The organism is Pedococcus bigeumensis, assembly GCF_006438965.1.
Classification (GTDB): Bacteria; Actinomycetota; Actinomycetes; order Actinomycetales; family Dermatophilaceae; genus Pedococcus; species Pedococcus bigeumensis_A.
The window spans coordinates 126,205-142,909 of the sequence record NZ_RCZM01000007.1 but is presented as its reverse complement, the minus strand read 5'-3'; the positions used below and the strand labels follow the sequence as shown (position 1 = coordinate 142,909).

16 protein-coding genes are annotated in these 16,705 nt (G+C 71.2%); 5 read left to right on the top strand and 11 right to left on the bottom strand.

Translation table 11 applies throughout. The features are described 5' to 3' along the window. The first annotated feature begins 41 nt into the window (after positions 1-41). Complete coding sequence (locus EAH86_RS18860; RefSeq protein WP_170212824.1) at positions 42-1,160, top strand: tyrosine-type recombinase/integrase; 1,119 nt, start codon at positions 42-44, stop codon at positions 1,158-1,160. Positions 1,161-1,180: 20 nt separating this feature from the next. On the opposite strand, the gene ychF is transcribed toward EAH86_RS18860, so the two are convergent. The 5 genes from ychF to EAH86_RS20880 all read right to left on the bottom strand — a co-directional run bounded on the left by ychF (position 1,181) and on the right by EAH86_RS20880 (position 7,429). Continuing rightward, positions 1,181-2,266 (bottom strand): redox-regulated ATPase YchF, encoded by a 1,086-nt coding sequence (ychF, locus tag EAH86_RS18855; protein WP_140743636.1) that lies wholly within the window; start codon positions 2,264-2,266, stop codon positions 1,181-1,183. A 12-nt stretch (positions 2,267-2,278) separates the two neighbouring features. Beyond that, positions 2,279-3,151 carry a thioesterase family protein gene (locus EAH86_RS18850; RefSeq protein ID WP_140743634.1) on the bottom strand — a complete coding sequence of 291 codons (873 nt, stop codon included), beginning with the start codon at positions 3,149-3,151 and terminating at the stop codon, positions 2,279-2,281. A gap of 69 nt (positions 3,152-3,220) precedes the next feature. After that, complete coding sequence (locus tag EAH86_RS18845) at positions 3,221-5,638, bottom strand: hypothetical protein (protein WP_140743632.1); 2,418 nt, start codon at positions 5,636-5,638, stop codon at positions 3,221-3,223. 21 nt (positions 5,639-5,659) lie between these two features. Beyond that, positions 5,660-6,343, bottom strand: coding sequence for a peptidoglycan-binding protein (locus tag EAH86_RS18840; RefSeq protein WP_140743630.1), 684 nt, complete (start codon positions 6,341-6,343; stop codon positions 5,660-5,662). Positions 6,344-6,535: 192 nt separating this feature from the next. Beyond that, a complete protein-coding gene (locus tag EAH86_RS20880) occupies positions 6,536-7,429 on the bottom strand; it encodes an NUDIX hydrolase (RefSeq protein ID WP_241668460.1) in 894 nt (297 codons plus the stop codon). A 100-nt stretch (positions 7,430-7,529) separates the two neighbouring features. Between EAH86_RS20880 and EAH86_RS18830 the strand changes: the two genes are divergently transcribed. Beyond that, positions 7,530-8,726, top strand: a complete 1,197-nt coding sequence (locus tag EAH86_RS18830) for a DNA recombination protein RmuC (RefSeq protein ID WP_140743628.1) — start codon at positions 7,530-7,532, stop codon at positions 8,724-8,726. On the opposite strand, the gene EAH86_RS18825 is transcribed toward EAH86_RS18830, so the two are convergent. From EAH86_RS18825 to EAH86_RS18805, 5 genes are all read right to left on the bottom strand, one after another. Beyond that, the gene (locus EAH86_RS18825; protein WP_140743626.1) at positions 8,663-9,949 is read right to left on the bottom strand and encodes a cytochrome P450; all 1,287 of its coding nucleotides are present in this window, start codon (positions 9,947-9,949) and stop codon (positions 8,663-8,665) included. The two genes, EAH86_RS18830 and EAH86_RS18825, sit on opposite strands and share 64 nt — an antisense overlap. 125 nt (positions 9,950-10,074) lie before the next feature. After that, on the bottom strand, positions 10,075-11,115 hold the full coding sequence (locus tag EAH86_RS18820; protein WP_140743624.1) for a YncE family protein: 1,041 nt from the start codon (positions 11,113-11,115) through the stop codon (positions 10,075-10,077). 27 nt (positions 11,116-11,142) lie between these two features. Next, positions 11,143-12,195 carry an ArsR/SmtB family transcription factor gene (locus EAH86_RS18815; RefSeq protein WP_140743621.1) on the bottom strand — a complete coding sequence of 351 codons (1,053 nt, stop codon included), beginning with the start codon at positions 12,193-12,195 and terminating at the stop codon, positions 11,143-11,145. Positions 12,196-12,227: 32 nt separating this feature from the next. Next, positions 12,228-13,253 carry a 4-hydroxy-3-methylbut-2-enyl diphosphate reductase gene (locus EAH86_RS18810; protein WP_140743618.1) on the bottom strand — a complete coding sequence of 342 codons (1,026 nt, stop codon included), beginning with the start codon at positions 13,251-13,253 and terminating at the stop codon, positions 12,228-12,230. Between the two features lie 103 nt (positions 13,254-13,356). Continuing rightward, positions 13,357-13,725 (bottom strand): DoxX family protein, encoded by a 369-nt coding sequence (locus EAH86_RS18805; protein ID WP_140743616.1) that lies wholly within the window; start codon positions 13,723-13,725, stop codon positions 13,357-13,359. A gap of 96 nt (positions 13,726-13,821) precedes the next feature. Here EAH86_RS18805 and EAH86_RS20875 point away from each other — a divergent pair, with 96 nt between their 5' ends. From EAH86_RS20875 to EAH86_RS18790, 3 genes are read left to right on the top strand one after another with little or no spacing between them, the layout of a single operon-like run. Further along, a complete protein-coding gene (locus EAH86_RS20875) occupies positions 13,822-14,520 on the top strand; it encodes a TetR/AcrR family transcriptional regulator (RefSeq protein ID WP_161988703.1) in 699 nt (232 codons plus the stop codon). Positions 14,521-14,530: 10 nt separating this feature from the next. Beyond that, entirely contained in the window at positions 14,531-15,793 is a 1,263-nt protein-coding gene (gene xseA / locus EAH86_RS18795) for an exodeoxyribonuclease VII large subunit (RefSeq protein WP_241668459.1), read from the top strand. An 11-nt stretch (positions 15,794-15,804) separates the two neighbouring features. Then, a complete protein-coding gene (locus tag EAH86_RS18790) occupies positions 15,805-16,059 on the top strand; it encodes an exodeoxyribonuclease VII small subunit (protein WP_140743610.1) in 255 nt (84 codons plus the stop codon). 24 nt (positions 16,060-16,083) lie between these two features. Here the strand turns inward: EAH86_RS18790 and EAH86_RS18785 are convergent, their stop codons facing one another. Then, complete coding sequence (locus EAH86_RS18785; protein ID WP_241668458.1) at positions 16,084-16,641, bottom strand: DUF4245 domain-containing protein; 558 nt, start codon at positions 16,639-16,641, stop codon at positions 16,084-16,086. Positions 16,642-16,705 lie beyond the last annotated feature (64 nt).

The following is a 16,705-nucleotide window of genomic DNA, read 5'->3' as shown; positions in this document are numbered from 1 at the left end:
GAATGGCATGGCCTTCATCGCGCAGCACCATGGGAATCTCGATGCCTGAGGGGATCAGCCGTCGCGGTGAGTCCTGGCGCGCCCGGTACCGAAACCCCGAGACGGGCCGGCAGCACGAGCGGTCGTTCCCCAGGCAGGCCGACGCCGTCCGGTGGCGGCGTCAGCAGCTCGACGCCCTGGATCGGGGACGGTGGGTCGACCCCGAGGCAGGGAAGGTGTCCTTCGTCCGCTACTTCGAGGCGTGGGAACGCGACCAGGTCTGGACCGACGGCACCCGGCAGGCGATGTCACTGGCCGCCCGGTCCACCACCTTCGCTGACGTCGACCTACGCCGCGTCCGCCCCAGCCACATCGAGGCGTGGGTCAAGTCGATGACCATCCCCACCCAGAAGCGACCACGACCCCTGGCGCCGGGCACGATCAAGACCCGGTTCGTCAACGTGCGATCGGTCTTCCGGGCTGCCGTCCGCGACGGGATGATCGCCGTCGACCCCACCCTCTCGGTCCGCCTCCCCCGCCTGCGCAAGCGCGAGGCGGCGATGACGATCCCCGCCCCGGAGGTCGTTCGACGCATTCTCGACGCCTCCCACCCACGGTTCACGGCGTTCGTCGGGCTGTGCGCCTTCGCCGGCCTGCGCCTTGGCGAGGCCGCAGCCCTGCGCGTCGAAGACGTCGACTTCCTGCGCCGCCAGGTTCAGGTGAGCCGACAGGTCCAGCGACTCACCGGCGGCGAGCTCGACATCCGGCTCCCGAAGTACAACTCCGAGCGCACTGTCCACATCCCCGACGCGCTCGCCCAGATGCTCGCCCAGCACGTCGAGCTGGGTCTCTTCAACGGCTGGCTCTTCGCGGGCGTCGAGGGCGTTCCGCCCCACCAGAACACCGTCGGTTACCGGTGGCGGACCACTTTGTTCAGGGCTGGGATCGAGGGCGTCCGACTGCACGACCTGCGGCACTTCTACGCCTCCGGGCTCATCGCCTCTGGCTGCGACGTCGTGGCGGTCCAGCGGGCTCTGGGCCACGCCAAGTCGACCACCACTCTGACCACCTACGCCCACCTGTGGCCGTCGGCTGAAGACCGAGTCCGCGACGCGTCAGCCCGCCTCGTGGCCGAGGTCCTCGGATCTGGTGAGGGCACTGTGAGGGCAGATGACGCCTAAATAGGCTCTGACCTGCGGCTTTACACGTTGAAGCGGAACTCGACCACGTCGCCGTCGGACATGACGTAGTCCTTGCCCTCGATCCGGACCTTGCCGGCAGCCTTGGCCGCCGCCATCGAACCCGTGGAGTCGAGGTCCTCGAACGAGACGATCTCGGCCTTGATGAAGCCGCGCTGGAAGTCGGTGTGGATGACGCCAGCAGCCTGGGGAGCGGTCCAGCCCTGGCCGATGGTCCAGGCGCGGGACTCCTTCGGACCGGCCGTCAGGTAGGTCTGCAGACCGAGGGTGTGGAACCCGGTGCGCGCCAGCTGGGTGAGTCCGGACTCCTCCGCACCGAAGGACTCCAGCATCTCCATCGCCTCGTCGGGCTCCATCTCCATCAGGTCGACCTCGAGCTTGGCGTTGAGGAACACCGAGTCGGCTGGCCCAACCATCTCGCGCAAGGACGCGTGCAGGTCGGCGTCGGCGAGCTGGTCCTCGTCGAGGTTGAAGACGTAGATGAACGGCTTGGTCGTGAGCAGCCCGAGCGAACGCGCGTCGGTGGGGTCGACCCCGGCAGCCGCGCCCGCGGCATACAGGGTGTTGCCCTCCTCGAGCACCTTCTGCGCGAGCACTGCGTTGTCGAAGGACGCCTTCTTGTCCTTCTGGATCCGTGACTCCTTCTCGAGCCGCGGCACGGCCTTCTCGAGGGTCTGCAGGTCGGCCAGGATCAGCTCGGTGTGGATCGTCTCGATGTCGGAGGCGGGCGAGACCTTGCCGTCGACGTGGACGACGTCGCCGTCCTCGAACGCGCGCACCACCTGGCAGATCGCGTCGGCCTCGCGGATGTTGGCGAGGAACTTGTTGCCCAGGCCCTCACCCTCCGACGCCCCGCGCACGATCCCGGCGATGTCGACGAACGACACCGTCGCGGGCAGGATGCGCTCGGAGCTGAAGATCTCGGCGAGCCGCTTCAGCCGGGCATCCGGCAGGGGGACGACCCCGACGTTCGGCTCGATGGTCGCGAACGGGTAGTTCGCGGCGAGCACGTTGTTCTTGGTCAGGGCGTTGAACATCGTGGACTTGCCCACGTTGGGCAGGCCGACGATTCCGATAGTGAGAGCCACAAGGCCGAGAGTCTACCGGCGGTCGGGAGCCGGAGCTGACGCCCTCGCCAGCTGGCGCGAGAGCGCGACCAGGCGCCCTTCGCTGTCCCACACCTCGGCGTCCTCCTCGAGGAAGCCACCGGCCAGGGTGCGGTTCGTCAGGCTCACCCGCAGCCAACCCGGAGCCGGCCGGGCGCGCACGTGCGCGGTGAGCTCGAGCGTCGGCGTCCAGCCCGGCAGGCCGAGCTCGAACGCCACCGGAGGCAGCGCGTCGACGGCAAGGAGCAGCAGCAGCGGGTCGGGCTCGCGGCCGTCGGCCATCCGCAGCCAGCCCCGGATGACGCCGTTGCCGGACGGCTCGCCGACCGCCCAGCCCGTCGTGGCGGGGTCGAGGCGCATGTCGAGTCGCTGGAGCAGCGAGGCGTGCTTGAGGAAGTCCGGTGGCGCCTGCGCCGCCGAGATGCACCGGTCCGGCGGCGGGAGGTCCGGTGGGGCGGCCGAGGTCGTGATGTCGCCGTCGACCGACTCCAGGTCGCCGTAGGTCGCGAGGAACCGGACCCGCTCGACCTCGCCTCCTGCGCCGTCGTCCTGCAGCAGCGACGCCTGGCCCGTGGACACTGCGCGACCGCGACGCACTACCGAGGTGCGTACCGTGGCCGGCCCGGGGACGCCGGGCGTCAGGTAGTAGGCGCTGATCGCGAGCGGGTCCGGATGGGCGGGACGGTCGCCGTCCGCCGTGCCGAGCTCGGTCGCCAGGGCACGTCCGGCGATGGCGAGGAGCACCCCACCGTTGACTCCCCCGCCGATCCGCCAGCCCTCGCCCAGCGCCGAGTCGTAGACCCCCGGCTCCCCCACGCGTGCGGTGACTGCTGAGCCCTCGTCGAACTCGCTGGCCCCGTTGACCATTCGCTGCTCCCATCCGTGCGCTGCGCGGCATACCTCGTTGCACTGGAGGGTATGCCGCGCAGCTGCCGGTCAGGACGTGGCCGTGGCCTGCGCCACGTCCGCTGGTGCCGCGGTCGAGGTCTGCGTGGGCTGGGTCGACGAGGCCGTCGGGTCCGTGCCACTCGACGGGCTGGTCGGACTGGTCGGCGTGGAGCTGTCCGGACTCGATGAAGAACCGGGCGCGCTCGACGAGGAGAGGGTCGACGACGGCGTGCCTGCAGTGGACGATCCGGTGGCTCCCGTGGTCGGCGATGCCGTTCCGGCCGGTCCCGTGGTCGAAGTCCCGCCCGGGGTGTGCTGGGTGCCCGCAGACGGTGGGATCCACGCAGGATCCTGCTGCACGATGGCTAGGATCTGGCGCTCGAAGTCGGTCAACCGCTGCTGCAGCTCGCTGAGCGGGACGTCCTGGATGGAGGCCCCGAACGCGGCGATCTCCTTCCAGAGCGCGGCGAGGTCGGCCGTGCTCTGAGCACTCAACGGGCCGGACAGGGTCACCACGAGCTGCGTCGCGAGCGCCTGGGTGACGCATTGGACACAGCTGTAGTTGACGGCCGCGGCGACGTTCTCCGGCACGACGACGCTGGCGTTCCCGAGGATGAGGACGACCTGGAAGGCCACCGCCACCGTCTGGCACCCGGTGCAGGACGCCAGTGCGTAGGCCTCGTTGGTGTTGGCGACCGTGTCGCCGTCCGCCCAGACCAGGGCGAAGGCCACGTCGTAGACCGTGGACCCGTCCGTGGTGTTCACGGCCATGGCCTGGTTGCCACCGTCGCCGGGGGGCAACGGACGGTTGAAGGGGAAGACCCAGGTGGGCTGCGCCGTGTCGTCAGCCTGGGCCTGCCCGCCGCGCGGCACCATGACGACCGCGAGCTCCGGCGCGTCGGCGGTGGGCAGCGCGGCACCCTGCGGCCACACGGCTCGTCCGGCGCCCTGCCGACCCTCCTGCAGGGTGGCCGGCACCCCCGAGCGCAACGTGCGGGAGACCCCGTCGGCCAGCGTGCCGCGTTCGTAGGCCTGGATGGGCCGGTAGGTGCCCGGCTGCGGCCACCACGACCAGGCCAGCCCCGCCACGATCGCCAGCGCGAGCAGGCCGGCGAGCGCACGCCGCACCGGGCGGTCCTCGGTGGCCCGCCAGGTGCCGGTGACGACCTGCCGACCGACCCTGGTGACGATGAACATGACGCCCAGCACCGGCAGGGCGATGGCGACGATCGACAGGATCCGCACGAACACGGCCAGCATGTCCCCGTCCCCGAACTGCGTCTCGAGCCGCGCCCACTGCCGACCCACGGAGGCCCACGCCGTCCCCGCCACCCGCGGGAAGCTCAGGACCATCATCACGAGGGAGAACAGCAGCAACGGGACGACGACGACCACCCACGCGCTGACCACGGCCCGGGCCCACGGCTTGAGCACCTTGGCCTCCGGGTCGTTCCAGTGCCGGGGAAGCAGGCCCACGAGGGTCGGCTTGATCCGGTGGTAGAGGTCGGGCACCCCGGTCAGGTCGGCCAGGACGTGGTAGCCGTCGAAGCGCACCAGTGGGGCCAGCTGGCGCACCATCTGGAGGACCTGGGTGGCGATGATCAGCAGGATGGCGTCCCAGCCGGTCCCCCACCAGACACCGAACATGGCGACCGCGACGATCGCGTTGAAGTAGAGGCCGCCGAGGTCGGTGCGCACGCGACCCGCGCGACCGAGCCGGTAGCTGTCGGTGACGTCGGTGTAGAACGCCGGCCACACGAGGTACAGGCCGGTCCCCATCGCACCGGGCGTCGACCCTGCGTAGCGAGCGCCCGCTGCGTGACCGAACTCGTGGAAGCCCGCCGAGACGACGGTCAGCGCGAACACGGTCAGCAGCAGGCCCGGCCGATCGAACGCCTGGTGGGTGGCTGACGCCAGTCCCTTGTGGAGCAGCACCCAGCCGCAGACCGCGAAGAACGCGGCCATGACGACCACCACGACGACCGGTGCGAACAGCAGGGCGAACGGGGCGGTGATCCGCCGGGTCACCTCCGGGTCGGAGACGACGTACTTGAACCTCAGCGCCAGCAACGGGTTCGAGCGGCGCACCTCGGGGTCCGAGCCATCCGCCTTCTTGAGCACACCCAGCGTGCGCAGCTTGCTGTCACACAGGGTCTCCACGTCTCCCTCCGACACCTGGCGTCCGATGGCGGCCCCCACCGCCTCGGCCACCTCTGCCGCGGTGCGCCGGCCGTCGACTTGCTCCAGCACGGCGTAGAGCAGCGGGGTCAGCTGGATCGTCTGACCGTCGCCACGCCGCACGAGGGCGGGCGCGACCCGGTAGCCGGAGCCAGGCACCGACCCGAGGAGCTGCACGCCGTCGGCGCGCACGGGTACCGCACCCCCACCAGCGGGTGGGGGCGCGGTTGCCTCGTCGTGGACGGGTGTTGGCGCGTGGGGGGCACCCGGCCCCTCGAAGGGAGTCACGTCAGCGAGACCTGGCGCCGACTACTGGGAGATGTCCGACGACTGGTCGGTCGTCGCATTCGCGTCGGCGTCGATGTGCTGCGTGATGATCGCGTCCTGCTGGGCGAGAGCCGCGGCGTCGGAGTCGATCGACCCGATGTTCGCGGAGACCGCGGCGTCGATCGGCGCGGCCACGTTGGCGTTGGCGGCCACCGCTCCAGTGATCGGGGCGGCGAGGTGGAGGTCTGCTGCGAGGTCGACGTTCACGTTGAGCAGGTCGCCGTCGAGGGCACCGCTGCTGGTGACCGGCGCCGTCGGGTCAGCGGCGCCGTCCGTCGGCGCCGTGCCATCGACAGGGACATCGGCTGGAGCGTCCGCAGGTGCGTCGGCGGGCGCGTCGGGCGTGGCCTGGTCGATGACCGAGTCCTGGCCACCATGGGCCACGGCCTCGCCGGTGATGCCCTGGTCGATGACGACACCCTGGTCGGCGAGCGCCTGAGCCTCGGAGCCCACGGAGAGGACGTTCGCGCCGACGGCCGCATCGATCGGCGCCGCCACGTTGGCGTTGGCCGCGACGGCCAGGTCGATGGGCGCCGCGGCGTCGAGGCCGAGGTCGAGGTCCGCGTTCAGGTCCAGGAGGCTGATGACCTCCTTGTCGGGCAGGGCGGTGCCGCCCTCGGCGGCCAGCTCGTCCGCGGTCAGCGGCGGCATGCTCGAGTCAGTCATGGTGCACTCCGTGTTTCTACGGTTTCCCCCGGCCCGATGACTCCGCGAGAGTACCCGCCGAATCGCCTCGGCGCACATCGGGCAGGGCTCTGACCTGCGACGATGCCCAAGAGGGCGCGATTCCGGTGGAGACGACGCGTCAGGTGGCCGGGGCGACGGGCAACCATGCGGCATACCCGGGTTGACCTCACCTCACAGGGCCGGGAGTCCGTCCTCGAGGTATGCCGTGGGGCCGGCATGGGTGGCGAGGAAGGCCAGCAGGCGCTGGTTGTAGGGCGCGACGCGCTCCTCCCACTCCTCCTCGCCCGCAAAGTGCAGTGAACGAATCTCCCTGCGCTCCAAGGTGGTCCGGGCAAGGAGCTCGTCGTCGGCGACACCGAGGTCGAAAACGAACACCGTGGCGTCGGTCCAGCCGCGCCACGGGGGCAGCCAGTTGACGGCGAGCAGGCCGCGGACCTGCACCTCGATGGCCAGTTCCTCGCGGACCTCACGGACCACGCACTGAGCAGGCGACTCGGACGGGTCGACCACCCCTCCGGGCAGGTCCCACTCGGCCTTGTAGGTCAGCTCGCACAGCAGCACCCGGCCCTCGGAGTCGCGCAGCACTCCCTGGGCGATGGCCCGCTTGGTCGGCAGCGAGGAGTTGAGCAGGGCGATGAAGCCGTCGCGGCTGTCGGGTTCGGCGTCGGTACGCAGCCTGGCGAGCACCATCGTGTCGCGGCGGTCGCTCGGCCCGATCAAGGCGCCGCGGGCGATGCCCTCCTTGCGCAGACCCGCCCGCAGCGCGGCACGCACCCCCGCCCGGTCGGCGTCGTCGACGCGGGTCTCGATGCGTTGCACGGCAAGGTTTTCGAACGTCCAGGCGACCACCATGCGAAGGGCACGTTCCACGATGCCGACCTCCCGGTACTCGGACACGACCGCCCAGATCAGGTCCGCGTCCCCGGACCCGTCCTCGATCACCTCGACGCGTCCCACCTGCTCGCCCTCCCACACGACCGCGAACGCGTGGTCGCCCGTCGCATCGTCGTCGCCCTCGAGGGGGCGCAGGGTCAGGTCGCCATCGGCGGCGGCGGTTTCGGGCATGGTCCGACGCTATCGCTGCGCTCGGCCGTCAGCCGGGCGGGCCTCAGCGACAAGGGTGTCGCTGAGGCGTGGTGTCGGTGCCGGATGGGATGGTCGGCCCATGGAGCTCGTGGGCATGCTGGTCGTCGGCCTGGTCGTCGGTGTGGCTGCCGGGTGGTGGGTCGCGCACACCTCCGGCGCTGCCTCCCTCGCCTCGGCCCGCACCGAGTCCGACCTCCTGCGCGAGCGCGTGGTCGACCTCGAGGCCGCCATCTCCGACGACGCGCAGACCGCCGCGGCGCTGCTCCCACTGCGCGATGCGCTGGTCCGGGTCGAGCAGCAGGTCGGCACGCTGGAGCGCGACCGCACCAGCCAGTTCGCGGCCCTCGAGACGACGATCGCAGCGGTCCACGAGTCGACGGCTGCGCTGGGGCGCCAGACCCAGTCACTGGCCGGTTCGCTCAACTCCTCGACGGTCCGCGGGGCGTGGGGCGAGGTGCAGCTGCGCCGGGTCCTCGAGCACGCCGGGCTGCTGGCCCGGTGCGACTTCGACGAGCAGGTATGCCGGGTGAGCCGGCACCAGCGCCAGGTGCGCCCGGACGTCGTCGTGCGGCTGCCCGGCGACAAGTACCTCGTCATCGACGCGAAGGCCCCGATGGGCGCCTTCCTCGCCGCCCAGGCAGAGGACCTGTCCGCGAGCGAGCGGGCGACCTTCCTGCGTGCGCACGCGGCGTCGCTGAAGTCGCACGTCACGGCCCTCGCCGCCAAGGACTACTGGACCGCGTTCGAGAACTCGCCCGAGATGGTCGTCTGCTTCGTGCCCAGCGACGCGATGCTGGCGGCCGCCCTGTCGGCCGACCCGGCCCTGCACGAGGACGCCATGGCGCGGCGGGTGGTGCTCGTCGGTCCCGGCTCGCTGCTCGCGCTGCTCCGCACGGTTGCCTTCACCTGGCAGCAGGACGCCCTGACCGCCCATGCCCGCGAGGTGATGACGCTGGGCCGCGACCTCTACGACCGACTCGGCACGCTGGGCAGCCACACCATGAAGATGGGCACCGCCCTGCAGCGGTCGGTCGAGGCCTACAACCAGATGGTCGGGGCACTCGAGTCCCGCGTCCTCGTCTCGGCCCGCCGGATGCACGAGGCGGGGATCGTCGAGCAGCCGCTCCCGAGCCCGCAGGCGCTCGAAGCCGGTCCGCGGGTGCTCACCGCGATGGAGCTGATCGAGGCCGCGACTGCGGACGCCGAGCGCCCTCAGCTGGCGTTCGACGGACCCGAGGTCCCGTCGAGGTGGACCGGCAGGGAGTCGACCGCGTAGACGATCGACTTGTCCCGGAAAGCCAGCGTCTCCGGCTCCACCGCCAGGGCCAGCTCCGGGAAGCGGCGGACCAGTCGGGGGAACGCGATCCGCAGCTCGAGGCGGGCGAGCTCGGCGCCCACGCAGCGGTGGAAGCCGTAGCCGAACGCGACGTGCGGAGACGGCGGCCGGTTCGGGTCGAAGGTGCCGAGGTCGGGGCCGACGCGGTGGTCCCGATCGGCGCGGCTGAGCGCGGCAATGACGACGTCGCCCTTGCGGATCCGCTTGCCGAACAGGTCGAGATCCTCCTTGGCGAACCGCGGGAAGGCGATCTGCACGACGCTGAGGTAGCGCAGCATCTCCTCGACCACCCGGTCGATCGAGCTGTCGTCGTCGCGGACCAGCTCGAAGTGCTTGCGGTCGCGGAGCAGGACCAGCGAGCCGAGCGCCAGCATGCTGGCCGTGGTCTCGTAGCCGCCCGTGAAGACGCCATCGGCCAGGCCGGCGACCTCCTCGTCGCTGACGTCGTCGCCGACTGCCGCGAGGATCCGCCCCAGCAGTCCGTCGCCGGGGTTCGCGCGCTGCTTGCGGGTTGCCTCGAGGAGGAACAGCTGGCTCTGCGAGATGGCGCCGAAGGCACCGGCGCCACCGGCCGTGACGTCGAACCGGGCGTGGCTGAGGGTCATGAACCGTGCGCGATCCTCGGCCGGCAGGCCGAGCAGCTCGCAGATGACGAGGAACGGGATGGGGAAGGCGAACTGCTCGACGAGGTCGACGACCGGGCCGCTCGCCTCCATCTGGTCCAGCTGCGCGTCGACGATGGCCTCGATCCGGGGCGTCAGCCGGTTGATCCGCCGCATCGTGAACTCGGGGGTGAGCAACGTCCGCAGCCGGGTGTGCTCGGGCGGGTCGGTGAAACCGAGCCCGCCGACACTCGCGCCCGCCGCTCCGACATAGGGCCGGATGTCGTTGCTGAACCGGCGCTGGTCGGCCAGAACTGCCTTGGCTTCGTCCTGCCCCGACACCAGCCAGATGTTCATCCCGAACATGTGGGCCAGCCGGTGCACCGGGTCGGGCGCGGAGTGGCCGATCCTGGTCACGGGGTCCAAACCGGACCGTCGCAGCGGTCGCAGCAGGCGGCGCGGGACCGCCTCCAGGCTCGTGAGGTCGACGGGTGCGCCACCCGTGGCCCGGGCGACGAGCCGCTGCGTCAGCCGCGTTCGCGCACTGGTCAGGCCGATCATGGGTCAGACGGTACCCGCGACAGGTCGGTCCCGTTGACACCTACGGGCTCACGCTCGTGCGTGGCGTCCGTCCTGCGCAGTGGGAGTGGCTGCAGGATTGGCTGCAGGCCCGGCTGCGGGCAGGTTCAGACGAGGACGAGGTGCCAGACCGTGCCGTCATCGAAGTGGGTGACCCAGACCCCGTCCGGAGCGGGCGCGACGACGGCCGGTCCGGCTCCCACCTGCAGGCGTTCGACGGCCTTTCCCGACGTGGTGTCGATCCGGGTGACCAGGTCGCCGACGTCGTCCGGCACCCACACCCAGGCCCCGTCTGTCGATGCCTTCAGGTTGACCGGCGAGGCGCCTGCGGCTGCTGGAGGACCGACCGGAGCGAGGGTCGTCGCGTCGATGCCTGCGACCGTGCCGGACTTGACGTTGGAGACCCAGATCCTGCCCGGGGTGGCAGCGACGTAGCCGGGACGGTTGCCACCGGTCGGCACCGGTGTGGACTTCCATGTCCTGGGGTCGACACGCAGGATGGCCGAGGCTCCCGTGGTGTCGTCGCCGACCCAGAGGAAGCCGCCCTCCTCGACGAAACCGCCGGCGTTGACCTCGCCGACGGTCCGGGTCACCCCCTTGTTCGTGCGGGGGTCGATCCTCGTCACGCTGTGGCTGTTGCGGTTGCTCACCCAGACCGCCCCGAGCGCACCGACGGTCTCGTAGGAGGCGTCTCCGGTGGTGACCGACGCGGTCACCTTGCCCGTGGCGGGATCGACGCGGTCCACGACGCCGGACTGCGTCGTCACCCAGATCGACCCGTTGGCTGCCTCGACCTCGCACGGGCTCGCACTCACGGCATACCGGCCGAGGACCTTGCCTGCCGCGGCGTCCACCCTGACGAGCTCGGCCGCCTTGTTGTCGGTGACCCACAGGGTGTCGCCGACCAGGGCGACCCCACACGCGCTCCCACCCACGTCGACCTTGGTGGCCACCGTCGTGGTGCGGCCGTCGATGGCTGCCATCACGCCCTTGGACGGTACAGCCGAGGCGGGGCTCGACGGCTGGCCCGAGGCCGAGGAGGACGAGCCCGAGCCGGAGCCGGTGGCGCCCTCCCCGGACGAACACGCGCCGCAGATGGCAGCCAGCAGGACCATCGCTGACCAGGAACCCCATCGGGCTGCGCTCACAGTCGCGAGCGTAGGGGCACCGGAACCTCAGTGTCGAGAATTCTCGACACTAGCGACGTCGAATCGTGACCTGACCTCGTCGGCCACCCTCGCCAGTCCGTCCTGGCGCAGGCTGTAGACCGTGCTGTGCCCAGCGCCCACGGCGGTCTGGACCAGACCGGCCGCTCGCATCAGCGCGAGGTGGTGCAGCAAGGTGGTCCGGGGCGCCCCGACCTGGGCAGCGAGCTCCTGCGCCGTGAGCCCTCCCGGCCCGAGGATCTCCAACATCCGCAGCCGCACCGGATCGGCCAGTGCCCGCGCCCCGAGCAGCAGGGCGTCCTCGTCGTCCTGCTGCCCTGCCACCGGCGGATAGCCGATCAGGGTGCGCTGCAGCTCGTCGACCACGACGACCACCGGCGCCATCGCCGGCACCGGGAAGAGCACCACGCGCGTCGGCGCCGGATGAGGGAGGTAGGCGAGCGTCGGTGCGACCCGAGCCATCAGGCCGGCCGCGCCGAGCCGCGCCAGGTCCGCTCGTCGACGGCGTGCCTCGAGCCGCAGGTCGGCCCGCAGGCTGGCTTCCCGCTCCGCGGGGAGGAACCGGTCCCGCCACGTCTCGAGCACGCCGACCACATGCCGCTTGACCGCCGCGGAGTCCCCTCGCAGGAGCCACGACGTGGCTTCCAGCACGGTGTCGTCCCCGGCGAAGACCCGCCGCAGCTGGGTCAGTGCCGCCCGCTCCCCGACGACGGCGGAGGCGAGGACGTCAGGCGAGACCAGCTCCACCAGCTGTCGTCGACGCCCTCCGAGCATCGCGAGGTGCAGGTCGGTGGGTTGGGTCGCCACCAGCCGGACGAGCAGGTCGTCGACCGTGCGCGGACCCCGTCCGGCAGCCGCGAGCGACAACAGGTTCATCCAGCCGAACCGTCCGGGCGCACGCACGTCGGCCAACAGGTCGCGCCCGGCAGTCGCCGACACGTCGCGGGCGAGAGCGGGCCCGGCATCGAGCACCTCGCACCACCGCTTGTCCGCGACCGAGGCGATCGAGGTCAGCAGGTGGAAGGACGTGCCCGAGTCGACCACGATCGCCTGGGTCACCACATCGCGGACCCTACCCGGCTCGGGGGTCGCACTCAGTGCAGCGAGCCGGCTTCCTCGAACGCGGCGTCGTGGCGCATCTTGTCGCTGAGGCCGCGGGCCTTGAGGTCGCGCCGGATCTCGTTGGGCAGCGAGAAGAGCAGGCTCTCCTCGGCCGCCACGACCGGGGCGACGTCGGCGTAGCCACGCTCGGCCAGGTAGGTCAGCACGTCACGGACGAGCAGCTCGGGGACCGACGCCCCGGAGGTCACGCCGACCGTGGTCACACCGTCCAGCCAGGTCTCGTCGATCTCGTCGGCGTAGTCCACCAGGTGCCCCGCCTTCGACCCGTGCTCGATCGCAACCTCAACCAGGCGAACGGAGTTCGAGGAGTTGCGCGAGCCCACGACGATCATCAGGTCACAGTCCGGAGCCATCTGCTTGACGGCCAGCTGGCGGTTCTGGGTGGCGTAGCAGATGTCGTCGCTCGGCGGGTCCTGCAGCGACGGGAAGCGGTCACGCAGCCGGCGCACCGTCTCCATGGTCTCGTCCACCGACAGCGTGGTCTGCGACAGCCAGACCACCTTGTCGGGGTCGCGGACAGTCACGTTGGCGACATCGTCGGGGCCGTCGACGAGGGTGATGTGCTCGGGCGCCTCACCGGACGTGCCGACCACCTCCTCGTGGCCTTCGTGGCCGATGAGCAGGATGTCGAAGTCGTCGCTGGCGAACCGGACGGCCTCGCGGTGCACCTTGGTCACCAGCGGGCAGGTCGCGTCGATCGTCTTGAGGTTGAGCGCCTTGGCCTCCTCGTGCACGACGGGGGCGACCCCGTGCGCAGAGAAGATGACCGTGGCGCCCTCGGGCACCTCGTCGGTCTCCTCGACGAAGATCGCCCCACGCTTCTCCAGAGTCGTGACGACGTGCTTGTTGTGCACGATCTCCTTGCGGACGTACACGGGCGGGCCGTAGAGCTCGAGAGCCTTCTCGACGGTGACGACGGCCCGGTCGACGCCTGCGCAGTACCCGCGCGGCGCCGCGAGCAGCACGCGCTTGGTGGGTCGTTCCGTGGCGTCAGTCATGGGACCCATCGTAGGTTGCCGCCGCGCGGCACCCCAATCGCCCGTGAGGTATGCCGCGTGGTCACCACGCGGCATACCTCGCCTCCGGGTGGCGCGGGCCTGGTCAGAAGGAGTGCGGACCGAACCGCTGCCAGGCCACGAACGCGGCGAGCAGGCCGAGCGCCAGGTTGATCGGGGTGACCTGGGGCTCCTTGCGCCGCAGGTGGGTGAGGACCGCGAGCACCATGACCACGACCAGACCCGTGGCGGCCAGCGGCGTCAGCCACGTCGCGATCCCGGTGGCAGCCGGCAGGATCAGCCCGATCGCGGCCAGCAGCTCCATGACGCCGATGAACCGGACGGTGCGGTCGGAGAAGTCCTCGACCCACGGCATCTTGTCCTTGAGCTTCCGGCCCTGGGTGGACTTCAGCACGCCCGCCATCCCGAAGGCGGCGGCGAGCAGGATCTGGATGATCCACAGCACGGTGTTCATGGGAGCTCCTTCGACGGTGTAAGTGGAGGCCATCCTCCACTCATTCGCCTCGGTCAACCGGGCATGTGGAGGATCTATTCCACTTATGCTGGAGGCATGCCGACCAGCCCGGACTGCGAGTCGCCACGCCTGCGGGCCGACGCCGAGCTCAACCGGTCCCGGATCCTCGCCGCGGCCCAGGAGGTGTTCGGGGAGCAGGGGGTCTCGGCACCCCTCACCGACGTGGCCAACCGTGCTGGGGTCGGGATCGCCACCCTCTACCGGCGGTTCCCCGACCGGGCGGCGCTGATTGCCGAGGCGTTCGAGGACGCCCTGGCCCGCTACGACGCCAGCGCCGACGAGGCGCTCGCCGCCGCCGACGCGTGGGTGGGCTTCGCCGGACTGGTGGAGCGGATGGGCGGGCTGCAGGCCGAGAACCGGGGGTTCGCCCACCTGATCCAGTCCAGCTTCCCGCTGGGCAGGACGGGCGCCGGCGCCCGGGAGCGCGGCTACCGCAAGGTCGTGGAGGTGATCGACCGAGCCAAGGCGGCGGGGGTCCTGCGAGCGGACTTCAGCCCCGAGGACCTGCCGATCCTCTCCTTCGCGCTGGCCGGGATCATCGACACGACCCGTGACGACCTGCCCGACGCGTGGCGCCGACATGTGGCGCTCTTCCTGGACGCCTGCCGACCGGGCACCGGGCGTTCTGCCCTCCCGCCGGTACCGGACCCGATCCACCTGCAGCGGGCCATGCTGCGTTCGGGTCGGCGACGTCAGGGACGCACGGCCAAGGACGCTGACGGGCCCACCTCCTAGAGTGAGCCGCGTGAGCGGCCCAGAACAGCGTCCGGCGCTGCCCGAGAAGGCCGCCGACACCTCCGCCGAGGCACCGTGGCCGGTTCGGCTGCTGAGCATGCGCATCGCGGAGTACGTCGAGAAGATGTCGGTGCTGTGGGTCGAGGGCCAGGTCGTCCAGCTCACCCGCCGACCGGGCCAGCGCACCGCCTACCTCACCCTGCGCGACCCCGATGTCGACATGTCGCTGTCGGTGGCGGTCCAGGTCAACGCGCTCGACGCGATGCCCACACCGCTCGCCCAGGGTGCGCGGGTCGTGCTCCAGGCCAAGCCGGTCTTCTGGACCCAGCGCGGCTCGCTCATGCTCGACGCCCGGCAGATCCGCCCGGTCGGGGTCGGTGAGCTGCTCGCCCGGGTCGAGCACCTCAAGCGCCTCCTTGCCTCCGAGGGACTGTTCGACGTCGAGCGCAAGCGCCCGCTGCCGTTCCTGCCGCGCACCGTCGGCCTGATCTGCGGCCGGGCCGGCGCCGCCGAGAAGGACGTCGTCGAGAATGCCCGCCGTCGGTGGCCGACCGTCCGGTTCGCGATCCGCGAGGTCGCCGTCCAGGGTGGCGCGGCCGTCCAGGAGGTGATGGCCGCACTCCAGGAGCTGGACGCGGAGCCCGGCGTGGATGTCATCGTCATCGCCCGTGGCGGTGGGTCGGTCGAGGACCTGCTGCCGTTCAGCAACGAAGCCCTCATCCGCGCGGTCGCGGCAGCCCGCACGCCGGTCGTCTCGGCGATCGGGCACGACGTCGACACCCCACTCCTCGACCACGTCGCCGACTGGCGGGCCTCCACCCCCACCGACGCGGGCAAGCGGGTGGTGCCGGACGCGCAGGCCGAGCGGCACGGCATCCGCCAGTCCCGCGACCGGGGCCGACGGGCGGTGCACGGCCGGATCGCCAGCGAGCGGCGACACCTGACGGCCCTGCGGTCCCGCCCCGTCATGGCCCGCCCGGCCGCAATGATCGACGCCCGACGACAGGAGCTCGACGCGCTCACCGACCGTGCCCACCGACGCGTCCTCTCTTCGGTGCACCGCGCCGCCGACCAGATCCAGCACCTGCACGCGCAGGTGCGCACCCTCTCGCCGTTGTCCACCCTCGAGCGCGGGTATGCCGTGGTACAGCACCGCGACGGACGCGTGGTCACCGACCAGGCAGAGGTCACCGTCGACGAGGTGCTGCGCGTGCGAGTGGCGCAGGGGGACTTCGCCGCGAGGGTCGTCGGCCTCCCCGTCGAGGCCGGTTAGGCTGCCTGACCATGGCCAAGGGAGCAGACAAGCAGGCGCCAGCCGTCGAGGCCGATGCAGCCGTCGACGGGATCGCGGAGCTTTCCTACGAGCAGGCGCGAGACGAGCTCATCAGCGTCGTCGCCCAGCTCGAGGGCGGTCAGCTCGGCCTCGAGGAGAGCATGCGGCTGTGGCACCGTGGCGAAGCCCTCGCAGCGCACTGCAGCACCTGGCTCGACGGTGCCGAGGCCGCCCTCAGCCAGGGCGAGGCGGACGACGCCGGCTGAGCCGACCTCGAGGGATCCGGTCGGTCAGCCGGTCGGCACGGGGGCGAGGGTTTCGGCGAAGGCCGTGAGCTCCTCGAACGTGCCGGTGCCGGTGACGATCGTGGTCAGCTCGGCGGGGCTCTGCGCGCGGTGGACCAGGCTGTTCTGGACCTTGATGGGGCGCACGTAGGTCTCCCAGGTCTTGCCCGCGACCTGCACCTCACCGGTTTGTGGGGCCCGGTTCGTCTGGGCCGTGATCCACTCGGCCGTCGCGTCCTTGGTCTGCTCGATGGCGATGTAGTTGCCCGTCGGCGACTGGTAGCCCGCGTGCCAGGTCATCAGCCCGCCGGTCGACCGCACGTAACGCACGCTGGTGGCTTTCCAGCCGTCGGGCAGCGCCTCTGGGCGCTCGATCGGCCAGCCGCTCTCCTTGGCGACCTCGACCGAGGCCCCGGCGACGTCCACCGGTGGCTGCGAGACGCTGTTGACCCGGGGCACGACGGCAATGAGGGCAGCCACGATCACGCCGATGACCACCAGCGACCGGACCATGTTGGCCGCGGAGCCGTTGGCATAGGAACTGCGGGGTGCGGGCGCGCTCACGACCCCATCGTCCCTGACTGCCACCGCCCGGCGCCAACCGCCCCCGCCACCGATAGGCTGCGGG

Coding starts and splice junctions, on each gene's coding strand:
- EAH86_RS18860 (WP_170212824.1), top strand. CDS start 42: ATGCCTGAGGGGATCAGCCGTCGCGGTGAGTCCTGGCGCGCCCGGTAC.
- EAH86_RS18850 (WP_140743634.1), bottom strand. CDS start 3,151: ATGGTCAACGGGGCCAGCGAGTTCGACGAGGGCTCAGCAGTCACCGCA.
- EAH86_RS18840 (WP_140743630.1), bottom strand. CDS start 6,343: ATGACTGACTCGAGCATGCCGCCGCTGACCGCGGACGAGCTGGCCGCC.
- EAH86_RS20880 (WP_241668460.1), bottom strand. CDS start 7,429: ATGCCCGAAACCGCCGCCGCCGATGGCGACCTGACCCTGCGCCCCCTC.
- EAH86_RS18830 (WP_140743628.1), top strand. CDS start 7,530: ATGGAGCTCGTGGGCATGCTGGTCGTCGGCCTGGTCGTCGGTGTGGCT.
- EAH86_RS18825 (WP_140743626.1), bottom strand. CDS start 9,949: ATGATCGGCCTGACCAGTGCGCGAACGCGGCTGACGCAGCGGCTCGTC.
- EAH86_RS18810 (WP_140743618.1), bottom strand. CDS start 13,253: ATGACTGACGCCACGGAACGACCCACCAAGCGCGTGCTGCTCGCGGCG.
- EAH86_RS18805 (WP_140743616.1), bottom strand. CDS start 13,725: ATGAACACCGTGCTGTGGATCATCCAGATCCTGCTCGCCGCCGCCTTC.
- EAH86_RS20875 (WP_161988703.1), top strand. CDS start 13,822: ATGCCGACCAGCCCGGACTGCGAGTCGCCACGCCTGCGGGCCGACGCC.
- EAH86_RS18790 (WP_140743610.1), top strand. CDS start 15,805: ATGGCCAAGGGAGCAGACAAGCAGGCGCCAGCCGTCGAGGCCGATGCA.